Source organism: Pseudomonas maioricensis, assembly GCF_022790535.1.
Classification (GTDB): Bacteria; Pseudomonadota; Gammaproteobacteria; order Pseudomonadales; family Pseudomonadaceae; genus Aquipseudomonas; species Aquipseudomonas maioricensis.
This window is the reverse complement of record NZ_LOHG01000010.1, coordinates 212991-225585: the sequence shown is the minus strand read 5'-3', so window position 1 is coordinate 225585 and position 12595 is coordinate 212991. Positions and strand designations below refer to the sequence as shown.

The following is a 12595-nucleotide window of genomic DNA, read 5'->3' as shown; positions in this document are numbered from 1 at the left end:
CAGGGCAAAAAGCCCCGCATCGCGAGGCTTTTTTTGTTTTCCATGTCCCGTCAGGCCGCCACAGCCTGCGCCCTTTTCATGCTCCACATCGCAACCACAGCAATCAGCGCAACAATAGCGCTGAACAACTCGCCCACATGGCGCAAGCCAAAGACTGGCACGCTGACGCCAACGGCAATCACCGGCAGTGACATGGAGAGATACAGCACCACAAACAACGCCGAGGCGACTGCGGCTTTCTGGTGCGCAGGACTGGCAGCGGTCACAGCGCCCATACCTGCGCGGAACACCATGCCCTGCCCTATCCCTGCCGTGATGCCGGCAATGATCAGCAGCAGGATTTGCTCGGTGGCAATGCTCAACCCCAGGGTCAGCATGCCGATGATCAATGCGACACAGCCCAGGGTCATATGCTGGCGGGACGGCAGCCATTGCAGCAGCGCCTGGCCAACTACTGAAGCTGCGAAGAACGAACCAACCACCGCACCGATGACGATACCGCTGGACTGCTCCATGACCTGACGCATGATCGACGGGACCATGCTGGTGAACAGCCCTGCGACGCTGAAACCTGCCAGACCGGCAATGGCCGCCGGTATGAACAGGCCGCGCACTTCAGCAGGGATGGAGGGACGCATGACTCGCAGACGTGGCACTGCAGGGCGCGTGACCGTTTCACGAGAGACCATGACGCCCACCAGTGCAATAGCCAGAAAACCCAGATGCAGCCAGAACACCAATTGCAGAGGGTGCGGTAAATGCTGAGAAGTCAGGCCCGCGAGCAAAGGCCCCAGCCCAAGGCCAAACATATTGGCGGCCGTCGCGACAAGCGTTGACCGCTTACTCCAGGACTTGGGGGCCAGTTCGATGACGGCCACGGTCGCAGTCCCGGTCATGATGCCCGCAGAAAAACCGGAAAACAGTCGCCCCATCAACAGACCGCCGATGGAATCGCAATACAGGAAAATCACTGCGCTGATCGCGCCCATGACCAGACCGGCACACAGCATGGGGCGACGGCCTACCTGATCCGACCAACTGCCGACTGCCAGCAACGCCGCAATAACCCCGGCCGCATAGATCGAGAAGATCAGCGTCACCCAGGTTTCACCGAAACCCATTTGCTGTTGGTAATAGACATACAGCGGCGTCGGTAACGTTGTGCCAACCATGACGATCAGCAATGCGCAGGCCACCAGAATGAAATCTCTGCTGGAGGTTGAAACAGAATCGGTCATGCGAGGCACCCGGTGAGGAATTCATGGTCATGCGCCCGGCATCAAAGGCCGGGGTAGCCATACTACAGAGGGGTGGGATGGAGCGGCAGAGAAGGTTTCAAGAAATTTCAGATAACAGACAGAACAGGGACGGCGCCGCATCACAGGACCAGAATCCAACTGATCACAGCTGCCTGAGCTGGAATATGTTCTGTAGGAGCTGCCGAAGGCTGCGAGACATTAATCCTGACTCGCAGCCATTCGCAGCCTTCGGCAGCTCCTACAAGTTCTTCTATTGACCACTATTCCTTACGAAAGAAAAACGTCACCTGCCCCAACTCCACACCCAGCTTGCTCATGTACGAGCGATTGGCCAGGGTCTTGTCGTCGAGCAGCCACATCCAGTCATCGAAGTGCACTTTGTAGGTCGTGCCATCCACAGGGAGGTTCAGCACATAGCGCCAATGGAAGGCATTGCCGGAGACTTCACCGAAAGCTTCGCCGTCAACGTCACCAGCCGTACCCTTCCAGCGGCCAGGGCCATCAGGGCGAAGCGTCCATACCCGGGTTTCTTTTTTACCGTCGCTGTAGGTGAAGTCCTCGTGCAGGATCAGCGCTTCGCCTTCGCTACGGCCGTTAATCACAACGTCCATGCGTTTGGTGACCTCTCCCGAGCGCTTCTGGAAGATGCCCTGCGCCACAACGCGACCGGTGAAATACTCACGCAAATCGAGCTTGGGGGTCTCCTGACTGTATTGCTTCACGTCTACGCCGCTGCAGGCAGTCAAACCGATACATGCAGCGATGATCAAAGCCTTCAACATGTGGCTGCTCCCAACAAAATAAATTACTTGGCGGTGCGTCCCATCAGTTGCTCACGCAGCTCGGGGTTGCGGGTTTTCGGGCTTAGCCAGATATCAAAGAACGCTTTTGCAAACTGCGGATCCTGTACAACGTGCTGCAGTTTGTCACCGACGTAAAAGCGTGCTTCGCGGCCCGGGAAATACACCCCGGTAATTTTCGTGCCCTCTTCAACATCGACAAACGCCTGGGCCATTTGCTCACGCCAGGCGACCAACTGCTTCTCGGGGACCGCCTTCGGTGAAGTGCGCTTGATCTCGACAATGCTGGCTTCGACCAGATCATCCCTGGAAATTGTCCGGTGATAGGTCAGCTCCAGCGCAAACGGCTGATCAGCCTTCAAAGGCTTGCCAACACTCAGCAATCGCGCGGTATAGACACGGAAGCCGAACACGCGCAGATCGCCCCCGCCGATGACCTGAGCATTGGGCAACGCTTCTTGCCACGAGGCACTTGCCACTTGACCGAACACCTGACTAAACAGCAGAAAAACCACTAACCAAAGCCGTGCCATTCGACGCATCCCGTCCGGGTCTTCAAAACCAGACCAAAAAAGGGTCAGCATCCAGGTGCAAGGTCAAAGACCACAACAACACCGGGATGTTGACCCTTCAGACTTAAAAGCTATACGACTAACAGGAGTTTGTACAATTTTTATCGAGGTTTTTATTCAAACGCTCGATTGGCTGGAAAGCCGCGCCTACTCGCCTTTGTAGACGGGTTCGCCAAGGTTGAGCATCAGACGATTGGCCCAGGCGAAAATCGAGATCGCGTGGATCAGGTCCAGAATCTGCGCGTCATCCAGGCCTTGCGCACGCAGTGGCTGAATGTGTTGAGCCCCCAGCGCCGAGGGATCAAGGGTCAGGTCGATGGAAAAACGCACGATGGCTTTTTCCCTGTCGGTAGTCCCGGCTGTTTCAGGGTTCGTGAAGATCTCGGCAATCACGTCGTTGCGCTTGGCCAGTTGCTCAAAACGCTGGGCATGCACCGAGGCGCAATACACACACTGATTGATCCGGGAAACGACCGTACTGGCCAGCTCGCGCTCAGCCCGTGACAAGCCGCCAGGAGCGTACATGATCGCGTTGAATGCAGCCGATCGCTGGCGCAACACTTCAGGCTGGTGTGCCAGGGTCAGGTAGTAATCGGAGACCTTGGCCTGAGGATGACTCTCCTCCAGCACAGCCACTTGTGCAGGCGTCGCGTTCTCAAGCTTGATGGTCGGCAGCCAGGCCTTCCAGCCCAGTACTTCGCTTGTGAAACCATTAATGCGGATCGGCTCACTCATCATGCGGCTCCTGCGGCTGACAATGCGGCAAGACCGGCAGCCAGCCGGACCTGATAAGACAGATAAGCAATCAACTGCGCCAGCACGACGATTTCTGCGGTGGACAATCCGGCTTGTTGCAGCACGTGTAACGCCTGCTTATCACCTTCCACCGGGCGTTCGATCAGGGTGCGGGTGAAACCGAGAATGGCTTGCAAGCGAGGATCCGTCAGGCGTTCAAGGGCTGCGAAATCCACTGCGGCGATCAGCAATGGATCTACGCTCAGTGCATGCAATTGCTCCTTATAGTAATCGGCCAACAACGGGCTGGGCGTCAGAAGGCTGGCGAAATAGGCCACCAGCAGGCGCTCATTCAGGGACAGATTATTCTCAAGCTGCGGGTCGAAAAACTGCGCGTGGCTGCCCTGAGTAGCGGCCAGCACTTTGTCACGGGCATGACGAACCTGATGCAGATGCGTGCCGGGCGTCAGGCCCAGCAAATCATCCAGCACATCCGGCGATTGAACGGTGGAATTCATCACAAATCCTCTGATTGCATCGGGCTGATGCCTGTCGCCCGCAAAGGCGTCAGGCTCAGAGCGTCAAGACTTCAAGGCAGCTTGGTAACCATGCTGGCGGCGGTACGGTCGCTGACCAGAGGCTCAACTTTCAGGTCTTTGCGCGCAGCCCAAATGTTCTGGTAATGGAACAGCGGGATGATGCCGACGTCGTCAGTCACGACCTTGGCGGACTCTTCCAGAATGGCCCGACGCTTGGCTTCGTCGAACTCGGCGGTGGCTTTGGTCAGCGCCTGGTCTACCAACGGGTTGCTGTAGTGCCCCCAGTTGGACGCGCCCAGACCTTTGGTGCTGTCAACGGTGGTCAGAATGTTGGTCAGCGCATAAGCCGCTTCACCAGTACCGTTACCCCAGCCGATCACGCTGATCGCCAGTTCATTCTTGTTCGCCTTACCGGCGTAAACCGCCCACGGCAGGACTTCCAGCTGTACTTTGACGCCGATACGCGACCAGAACTGCGCCACCGCCTGCATGGTTTCCGGCGCTTGCGGGTAGCGGTCACCCGGGACGTGCACGGTCAGCTGGAAGCCATCCGGGAAGCCCGCCTCTTTGAGCAGCTCCTTGGCCTGTTTCGGGTCGTACGGAATATTTTTCAGGTCTGCGTTGTAGCCAAAGGTATTGGCTGGCATCCACTGGTTGGCCTCGGTCACGGTACCTTGCATGATGCGCTCGACAATCGCCTGACGATTGATCGCCAGCGACAACGCCTTGCGCACCTTCACGTCACGCAACGGGTTTTGCTCCAGCGGTTTGCCCGCGTTATCGCGGATAAACTCGTTCGGGCCTTCGCGGAAGCTTGGTTGAACAATCAGCGCACGCAGCCCGGAGTAAGCGTAAACCTTCACGTTAGGGCTTTGACGCAGGCGCGCCACATCCGTCGGCGAAACCTTGTCGATCACGTCCACATCACCCGCCAGCAAGGCTGCGGTGCGGCTCGCGGCGTTGGCGATGTAACGATAATCGACGCTGTCCCACAGCGGCTTCTCGCCCCAGTACTCGTTGTTGCGCTCGAAAATCGTGCGGTCGCCTGGCACAAAGGAGACAAAACGATAAGGCCCGGTGCCGACCATAGCTTTGCCGGAGTTGTAATCGGCGCTCGCAGCACCTGCACCGACATGGCGGCTGACGATGTAGATCGAATCAACGTCCGGCAGCAGGTTGGCGTTAGGCGTGCGGGTCTTGATGATCAGGGTGTGATCATCCTTGGCCTGGATCGACTCAACGGTACGCATGGCACCGGCGTAAGACGCTACGGAGCCTGGCACAGCGCGGGCACGCTCAAAGGAGAACACGAAATCGTCAGCGGTCAGCGGTTTGCCATCCTGCCATTTGACGTCATCGCGCAGGCTGAACTCCCAGGTCTTGTCATTCAGCACTTTCCAGCTTTTGGCCAGACCCGGCAGGGTCTTGTCGTCGTGACGATTGACCAGCGATTCGAAGGCATGCAGCGCCACCGAGCGGTCACCGGCGTAGTTGTTCAGTTGAGGATCGAGGGACGAGACCGGGTCGGCGTAACCGATACGCAGGGCCTCAGCCGAGGCACTGCCGCCAGCCAGAATCAGAGCCGAGGCCAACAGTGAACGAACAAGAGGTTTCATGTGTTGTTTCCTTGTACGCAATGGCAATAAGAAAGACGGACGATCAGGCGCCCGTTCAGGCTGTTTCGTTGAGGTGACAAGCGCTCAGGTGGTTCGGCGAAACCTCCCTGAGCGGTGGAACTTCCACGCGACAGCGCGCCATGGCGTGCGGGCAACGAGGATGGAAATGACACCCGGCGGGCGGGTTCAGCGGGCTGGGGATTTCCCCTTTGATCGCGTCATAACGGGCACTGCGAATATCGAAACGCGGGATCTGCGCCAGCAAAGCCTGGGTGTATGGATGATTGGCACGACTGAACAGATCGTCGACGTCGGCGCTCTCCACGACCCGCCCCAGGTACATGACAACCACGCGATCGCACAGATGCTCAACCACGCCAAGGTCATGGCTGATGAACAGATAGGTCAGGCCCAGCTCGTCGCGCAGGTCCATGAACAGGTTAAGAATCTGCGCCTGAATCGACACGTCCAGTGCCGCCACTGATTCATCGCACACCAGCAATTCAGGCTGTACCGCCAACGCACGAGCAATACCGATGCGCTGACGCTGACCGCCACTGAACTGATGCGGATAGCGCTGGCGCAGTTGCGGGCTGAGCCCGGCACGTTGCAGTTGGGCGCTGACGTAATCGTCGAACCCGGCTTTGTCGGTCAGGCCATGCAGCAGCGCGCCCTCCCCGACGATGCGGTCCACCCGAAGGCGCGGGTTGAGGCTCGCGGACGGGTCCTGAAAAATCATCTGAATTTTCAGTCGCGCAGCCTGACGCTCTTCATGGGTGAAATCCTCAATGGAGTTGCCGTCAATGAAAGCCGTGCCGGAAGACACCGGCAGCAAGCCCGCGACCATTCGGCCAAGGGTCGACTTGCCACAGCCGGACTCGCCCACCAACCCGACCACTTCGCCACGCACGATGCGCAGGTCTACCCGGTCAACAGCGTGAGTCACCGAGGTCGGCCGAGTCAGTTGCAGGCGCTGCAACATATGCTGCAGCCCGGTTTCAGGACTGGCTTTACCGAACGTCTTGCTGACATCGCGCAGCTCAATGATTGGCGTCGATTCATTGCTCATCGGCGGCTCCCGGATGAAAACAGCGGACCAGTCGGCCCGGCTCTATCGCTTGACTGGGCGGTTCCTGCTCGCACACCGAAGTCGCTCGGCTGCAGCGGGCAGCGAAGGCACAGCCCGCTGGCATCGACAGCAAGTCTGGCGCCATGCCCGGAATCTGCCGCAGACGCTGGCCGCGTTTGTTGCGGCTTGGCAGGCTGTCGATCAACCCTTGGGTGTACGGATGTTGCGGACGATCCAGCACAGCGGCGACACTGCCCTGCTCAACGATCCGCCCGGCGTACATCACGGCGATGTCGTCGGCCAGCCCGGCGACGACCGACAGGTCGTGGGTGATCCAGATCAATGAGGTGCCCTGCTGGCGGACCAGCTTCTGCACTTCACTGAGAATCTGCGCCTGAATGGTCACGTCCAGCGCGGTGGTGGGTTCATCGGCAATAATCAAGTCAGGCGAGTGCAGCAACGCAATGGCAATCGCCACCCGCTGACGCATGCCTCCAGACAGCTGGTGTGGATAGGCGCGCAGACGCTCATCAGGGCTGGCGATGCCCAGCAGGCTCAAGGTCCGGCTGGCATGTTCACGAGCCTCGGCACGGCTGAGCGGTTGATGCGCTTGCACCGCCTCGATCATTTGCGTGTCGACGCGCAGCACCGGGTTGAGGGTCATCATCGGGTCCTGGAAGATCATCGCGATCCGATTACCTTGCAGGTGACGCAGCTCTTTGGCCGACAGACGCGTCAGGTCACGGCCTTGAAACAGCACTTCCCCGCCGCTGATCCGCCCCGGTTCATCGACCAGCCCGAGGATGGAGAAACCGGTGACTGACTTGCCGGAACCGGACTCGCCCACCAGGCCAAGGATGCGCCCCGGCTGAATGCTCAGCGATACATCACGCACCGCAGGCAGCACTCCCGCACGAGTGTAGAAAGAAGTGCACAGCCCGCGCACATCCAGAGTCGGCTGCACGTTTGCCAACGGCTCGGCAGAGATGTCGGGCAGGCTCATCGTTGCAACCTCGGGTTCAGCACATCACGTAAACGGTCGCCCACCAGGTTGATGGCGACGATGGTTATCAGAAGCGCAAGACCGGGGTAGAAACTGATCCAGTACTCATCACTGAGCATGTACTGAAAACCGTTGGCAATCAGCAGGCCCAGAGAGGGCTCGGTAATCGGCACACCCAGGCCCAGGAACGACAGCGTGGCTTCCAGGGTGATCGCCCGGGCAATCTGCAATGCACCAATGACGATCAGCGGCGGCAGGCAGTTAGGCAGAATGTGCCCAACCACGATGCGCCACGAACCAATGCCCTGCCCGCGTGCGGCATCAACGTATTCGCGGCGACTTTCAGTCAGCGCCTGACCCCGGGCAGTCCGTGCGTAGTAGGCCCACTCCAGCACCACCAGCGTCAGCATCACATTACCGACGCCCTTGCCCAGCCAGGCAAGAATCATCAACGCCATGAGAATGACCGGGAACGACAGCAGCAGATCCACCAGACGCATCAACAAGGCATCGACCCAACCGCCCGCATAGGCAGAAAGCAAACCGAGCATGGTGCCGAGTACCGCGGCGATCAACGCAGAACCGATACCTACCCAGAGACTGATACGCAGACCATAGATAATCGCCGACAACAGGTCGCGACCCTGACCATCAGTCCCCAGCCAATAGGTGTAGCCGCCGTCGACGTTCTCCGTGCCTGGCGGCAGGCGCGCATCAAGCACGTTGAGCTGCATCAGATCATAAGGGTTCTGATAGACAATCCACGGCGCCAGCGCCGCGACCCCGACGATGAAAACCAACACCAGCAAACCGAGCATGGCTGTGGGCGAGGTCTTGAACTCCGACACACCACGCCGCCATGGAGACTGCGCCTTGAAGGTCGCTACAGGAGCCTGGCTCATCGTTTCGCCTCCACACGCACACGCGGGTCGAGGAAGTAATACAAGGCATCGACAATCAGGTTGAGCACCACAAAAATCACCACGACCACCATCAGATATGCCACGACCACCGGGCGGTCGAGCATGTTGATGCTGTCCAGAATCAACTTGCCTGCACCCGGCCAGGCGAAAATGCTTTCGGTTACCACGGCATAAGCGATGGTCGAACCCAGCTCCATGGCCAACACCGTGACCAGCGGGATCATGGTGTTGCGCATCACATGCATGCACATCACCCGCACCGGTGACAGGCCTTTGGCCCGGGCAAACTTCACGTACTCCTGCGGCAGCACTTCACGCACTCCAGCACGGGTCAGACGCAGCACCAGGGATATCTTGAACAACGCCAGATTGAGTGCAGGCAAAATCAGATGCTGCAAGCCATCCAGAGTCAGAAAGGACCACTGAATACCGAACAGCTCGCGCGTTTCGCCACGGCCACTGGCGGGCAGCCAGCCGAGCTTGATGGAGAACAGCATGATCATCATCAGCGCCACCCAGAACGCGGGCAGCGAGAAACCAACGATGCTTGAAGCCATCAGCACGCGTGACAGAGGATGATCGGGATAACGGCCCGCGAACATGCCCAGCGGTACGCCAAGTACAACCGCCAGAAACATCGCGCTGAACGCCAGTTCAAACGTTGCAGGCAGCCGCTGCACGATCAGGCGCATGGCGTCTTCGTGATAGACAAAACTTTGCCCGAGATTGCCTTGCACCGCGCCTTTGAGAAACAGCAGGTATTGCTGCCACAACGGCTTGTCCAACCCCAGATGCGCGATGGCCGCGAGCCGTTCGGCCTGATTCAGGTCTTCGCCGACCAGAATATCCATGGGGTTGCCTATGGCGTTCAGGCCAATGAACACCACCAGCGTCATCAGCAGCACCACCAGCAGCGACTGGCTCAGACGCCGCACCAGCCAGCCGATCATCCGCGCAACTCTTGAGCCGTAGGCTCGCTGGCAACCCATTCGTCACCGAGCAGTTCAGGCTCGGCATAATTCTGCATAGCCGCGAAATGCAGCTCGATATCTTCATTGAACAACTGCCCGGCGAGACCTTGAGCGAGACGCTTGGCGCCTTCGCTGATGGCCGGAATATCACCCGACACCGCGCCGTAGCTCAGGGCTGCGGGGTAATTGAAGCAGTGGATCTGACCGATGCCAGGGCATGCGCCAGGGGTCTTCTCCTGAAACTCGAAGCACAGGCCCAGGTCCGGCAAGTCCTCCAGTTCGTTATCCGGCTCGCCCCCTGGCGGTGTGAAGCTGTCGCTCCAGGCACGGACATGCTGGGCGAAACTGGCGAATTCGGGACGCAGTTGGAAATTAGTCCGGAAGCCGGTGGCAAACACCAGAAAATCCACCTCGATCCGAGCTTTCGGCGTATCCAGCCACAGGCCACCGGCCGGGTTTTGCTGAACGGCGACAACCGGGCTGTTCAACAGAAAGCGTGAGTTGGGTGAGCGCGAGACGCGCTGGGTGCTGCCGCGTGGCGGCGGGACTTGCTGAGTGTTGAGGTATTTGCGAATTCGCCATTTCCAGGCATCCGGCAGACGCCAGTAACCGTGGGTCATGCCCGGATTACCGGCGCCCTTGCCTTTATTGACCCGTGGCAGCTCGGCCCGACGAATCAACAGATCGACACGCTGCGCACCGGCTTCCAGCGCCGTGGCGGCACTGTCCATCGCCGACGCACCACCACCGATCACTGCAACGCGCTTGCCGACGAACCAGTCATCCTGCAAACCGTCGGCCGAATGCGCCCAGACGTCTCGGGGCAAGTCGTGCGCGAAATCGGGCACCCAAGGACCGCCTAAGCCGTCGCGCCCGGTCGCCAGGACTACATGGCGAGCCAGCACGTGCTGAGTCTCCGCCGGGCCCTCAATGTCCAGTTCCACCAGCCCGTCAGTCCTAGGCTGTACGCGGCTGACGCGATGCTCGTTGCGCACGTCGAGATTCAATGCCTTGCGATACCAACGCAGGTAATCAGCCCATTGCAGACGCGGAATCTTGTCCAGAGCGTTCCAGGCCTCCAGGCCGAACTGGGCCTCGAACCAGGCACGAAAGGTCAGTGCGGGCAACCCCAGTGCAGGCCCGGTCAACTGCTTGGGCGAGCGCAGGGTTTCCATGCGCGCCGTGGTCGCCCAAGGGCCTTCGAAGCCGGTGGGCGATTGGTCGTAGATGCGCGCGACCACACCCATATTGCGCAGCTCGGCGGCCAGTGCCAGCCCTGCCATACCGCCGCCGATGATGGCCACGTCCAATACCGCCTGGCCGTCATTGACCCGTGGTTTTACCCAGGGTGATGCGGGCAGATCCAGCCATTGCAGATCCTGCTGCAGACGAGCTTCCAGCGCAGCAAGACCGCTGACGGTGTTCATATCGGACATTTTCAATACTCGGCGCTCGAGGAAAGGTGGTCACTTGCTATACAAGAAGCGTTCCACACTCATACATTTTCGAATTCATAAGCGGTATGAATTCATATAGCGAATAGTAAAAGCCGCCGAATATTCCTACAACGATGATTATTGAATATTGATATTCCAGAAAGGAATTAGGGATGAAGATGTGCGGCAAATGCGGATCCCTTGTGGGAGCAGAGCTTGCTCGCGATAAGGCTGGACACTATTCACTTCAGATCGCATTCAGCCTTATCGCGAGCAAGCTCTGCTCCCACAGGGAACTGCATTTCAGATCAAGATTGGGTTTAGCTCTGATGAAGGTAAGCGCACCGCTCAAAACCTGCGGCTAACCCGCATAAATACTTTGCAGCAAAGCGTCATGCTCGCTGGGGTCATGCATGATCATGGTCGGCAACAGCGATTGAGCGGATTGGGCGAGCTCTTCTACCAGGGCGACCGACACGTCGGAAAGCGGGCTGGCGAAGGCAGAAATCAAGCCGAAGAAGAACGGGATGTTGCACTCGATAGGTCGCACTACAACACCACTGATCGGAACGCCCAACGCCGTGAACGGATCCACGAGCGCGACTCCCAACCCCACGCGGGCCATCTGCATCGCAACCAGCGAGGTATTTGTATCGAGCATATGCGGCGTCTTTCCGCCCGCATCCTGAAACGCCTTATCGATGCGACGCCGGAAACGGAACGGGTTAGACATAGTGATCAACGGATGCTCAGCCAGAACATCCATAGGCAGCACATCGTAACGAGCCAGCTCCGAATCGCCTGACAGAACAGCGACACACGGCGACTCCCCAATCCAGTGAATATCCAGACCCCGATGCTCAAGCGGCAGGCTCACGGCCCCGAGATCCATCGTCTTTGAAAGTACCGCCTGGACTACATTTTCCGGAGACATGCTGTGCAACTGAATATGCTGCGGCTGCAGGGCTTGTGGCAGTCGGGACAGAGCCAGTGGAAGCAGCCCGGCAGCCAGCGCCGGGATTGCCACCAGCTTGATCTGACGGTTCTCGTCCTGAGCAATATGCTGAGCACGCTGGCGGATATTGCGTATGCCCAACAAGGCACTTTCGACCTCCGCATACATCATGAAGGCTTTCTGGGTAGGCGTGACCTTGGGCCCGCTGCGCTCGAACAACGCAAAGCCGAGCTCCTGCTCAAGCTCCTGAATGACCCGGGTAACAGAGGGTTGTGAACGGCCGAGCATTTTGCCTGCCGCCGTCACACTGCCCGCCGACATGACCGCCGCGAACGCTTCCAGTTGCCGCAAATCCATACGTACGCCTTGTAATGAACGATGAAGATCAGATACCGCCCGGCGCTAACCCACACTGGGACGCGGCCAAGCCTAACCTATCGAACACAACACGCCTACTTGGCGCGATACAGGCCAGAAGCTGCACGAGCGTATACAGGGGGGAACTTACTGTTCTGGCGTTCCATTAATCTAAAACAAAATGCCCTCCGAGCATGCTCGGAGGGCACATTAAAACAACTTACCGGTTCGCACTTCTTATGAGCGCTCTTGAACTGCACTAACCACTACCGGATATACCTACCCCCCCTTAGCGGGAGCGAATTCATTCGCGAAGAGGCCGGTATCGTCACTGCATATTTATCGTTGTCCCGGCAGTCT

Annotated in this window: 12 protein-coding genes; all 12 read right to left on the bottom strand. The window is 58.7% G+C overall.

The features are described from left to right. Window positions 1–50: 50 nt before the first annotated feature. Window positions 51–1238 (bottom strand): MFS transporter, encoded by a 1188-nt coding sequence (locus AUC61_RS17330; protein WP_243247418.1) that lies wholly within the window; start codon window positions 1236–1238, stop codon window positions 51–53. Window positions 1239–1519: 281 nt separating this feature from the next. Continuing rightward, window positions 1520–2041 carry a DUF3833 domain-containing protein gene (locus AUC61_RS17325; RefSeq protein ID WP_243247417.1) on the bottom strand — a complete coding sequence of 174 codons (522 nt, stop codon included), beginning with the start codon at window positions 2039–2041 and terminating at the stop codon, window positions 1520–1522. 23 nt (window positions 2042–2064) lie between these two features. Then, window positions 2065–2601, bottom strand: coding sequence for a chalcone isomerase family protein (locus AUC61_RS17320; protein WP_243247444.1), 537 nt, complete (start codon window positions 2599–2601; stop codon window positions 2065–2067). A 177-nt stretch (window positions 2602–2778) separates the two neighbouring features. Beyond that, entirely contained in the window at window positions 2779–3366 is a 588-nt protein-coding gene (locus AUC61_RS17315) for a peroxidase-related enzyme (RefSeq protein WP_243247416.1), read from the bottom strand. Continuing rightward, on the bottom strand, window positions 3366–3884 hold the full coding sequence (locus AUC61_RS17310) for a CMD domain-containing protein (protein WP_243247415.1): 519 nt from the start codon (window positions 3882–3884) through the stop codon (window positions 3366–3368). The genes AUC61_RS17315 and AUC61_RS17310 overlap by 1 nt, the downstream gene beginning before the upstream one ends. Before the next feature lie 71 nt (window positions 3885–3955). Next, on the bottom strand, window positions 3956–5521 hold the full coding sequence (locus AUC61_RS17305; RefSeq protein WP_243247414.1) for an ABC transporter substrate-binding protein: 1566 nt from the start codon (window positions 5519–5521) through the stop codon (window positions 3956–3958). A 55-nt stretch (window positions 5522–5576) separates the two neighbouring features. Continuing rightward, window positions 5577–6590, bottom strand: coding sequence for an ABC transporter ATP-binding protein (locus tag AUC61_RS17300; protein WP_243247413.1), 1014 nt, complete (start codon window positions 6588–6590; stop codon window positions 5577–5579). After that, on the bottom strand, window positions 6580–7593 hold the full coding sequence (locus AUC61_RS17295; RefSeq protein ID WP_243247412.1) for an ABC transporter ATP-binding protein: 1014 nt from the start codon (window positions 7591–7593) through the stop codon (window positions 6580–6582). The genes AUC61_RS17300 and AUC61_RS17295 overlap by 11 nt, the downstream gene beginning before the upstream one ends. Then, window positions 7590–8495: an ABC transporter permease gene (locus tag AUC61_RS17290; protein ID WP_122663697.1), complete on the bottom strand. Its 906-nt coding sequence runs from the start codon at window positions 8493–8495 to the stop codon at window positions 7590–7592. The genes AUC61_RS17295 and AUC61_RS17290 overlap by 4 nt, the downstream gene beginning before the upstream one ends. Next, window positions 8492–9466 carry an ABC transporter permease gene (locus AUC61_RS17285; RefSeq protein WP_243247411.1) on the bottom strand — a complete coding sequence of 325 codons (975 nt, stop codon included), beginning with the start codon at window positions 9464–9466 and terminating at the stop codon, window positions 8492–8494. Before AUC61_RS17285 ends, AUC61_RS17290 begins: the two co-directional genes overlap by 4 nt. Next, window positions 9463–10923, bottom strand: a complete 1461-nt coding sequence (locus AUC61_RS17280; RefSeq protein WP_243247410.1) for a SidA/IucD/PvdA family monooxygenase — start codon at window positions 10921–10923, stop codon at window positions 9463–9465. The genes AUC61_RS17285 and AUC61_RS17280 overlap by 4 nt, the downstream gene beginning before the upstream one ends. Before the next feature lie 361 nt (window positions 10924–11284). After that, window positions 11285–12235, bottom strand: a complete 951-nt coding sequence (locus tag AUC61_RS17275) for a LysR family transcriptional regulator (protein WP_243247409.1) — start codon at window positions 12233–12235, stop codon at window positions 11285–11287. Window positions 12236–12595: the final 360 nt, after the last annotated feature.

Excerpts from the sequence above, each read along its gene's own strand:
- AUC61_RS17330 (WP_243247418.1), bottom strand. The coding sequence starts at position 1,238 with ATGACCGATTCTGTTTCAACCTCCAGCAGAGATTTCATTCTGGTGGCC.
- AUC61_RS17325 (WP_243247417.1), bottom strand. The coding sequence starts at position 2,041 with ATGTTGAAGGCTTTGATCATCGCTGCATGTATCGGTTTGACTGCCTGC.
- AUC61_RS17320 (WP_243247444.1), bottom strand. The coding sequence starts at position 2,601 with ATGCGTCGAATGGCACGGCTTTGGTTAGTGGTTTTTCTGCTGTTTAGT.
- AUC61_RS17315 (WP_243247416.1), bottom strand. The coding sequence starts at position 3,366 with ATGAGTGAGCCGATCCGCATTAATGGTTTCACAAGCGAAGTACTGGGC.
- AUC61_RS17310 (WP_243247415.1), bottom strand. The coding sequence starts at position 3,884 with ATGAATTCCACCGTTCAATCGCCGGATGTGCTGGATGATTTGCTGGGC.
- AUC61_RS17305 (WP_243247414.1), bottom strand. The coding sequence starts at position 5,521 with ATGAAACCTCTTGTTCGTTCACTGTTGGCCTCGGCTCTGATTCTGGCT.
- AUC61_RS17300 (WP_243247413.1), bottom strand. The coding sequence starts at position 6,590 with ATGAGCAATGAATCGACGCCAATCATTGAGCTGCGCGATGTCAGCAAG.
- AUC61_RS17295 (WP_243247412.1), bottom strand. The coding sequence starts at position 7,593 with ATGAGCCTGCCCGACATCTCTGCCGAGCCGTTGGCAAACGTGCAGCCG.
- AUC61_RS17290 (WP_122663697.1), bottom strand. The coding sequence starts at position 8,495 with ATGAGCCAGGCTCCTGTAGCGACCTTCAAGGCGCAGTCTCCATGGCGG.
- AUC61_RS17285 (WP_243247411.1), bottom strand. The coding sequence starts at position 9,466 with ATGATCGGCTGGCTGGTGCGGCGTCTGAGCCAGTCGCTGCTGGTGGTG.
- AUC61_RS17280 (WP_243247410.1), bottom strand. The coding sequence starts at position 10,923 with ATGTCCGATATGAACACCGTCAGCGGTCTTGCTGCGCTGGAAGCTCGT.
- AUC61_RS17275 (WP_243247409.1), bottom strand. The coding sequence starts at position 12,235 with ATGGATTTGCGGCAACTGGAAGCGTTCGCGGCGGTCATGTCGGCGGGC.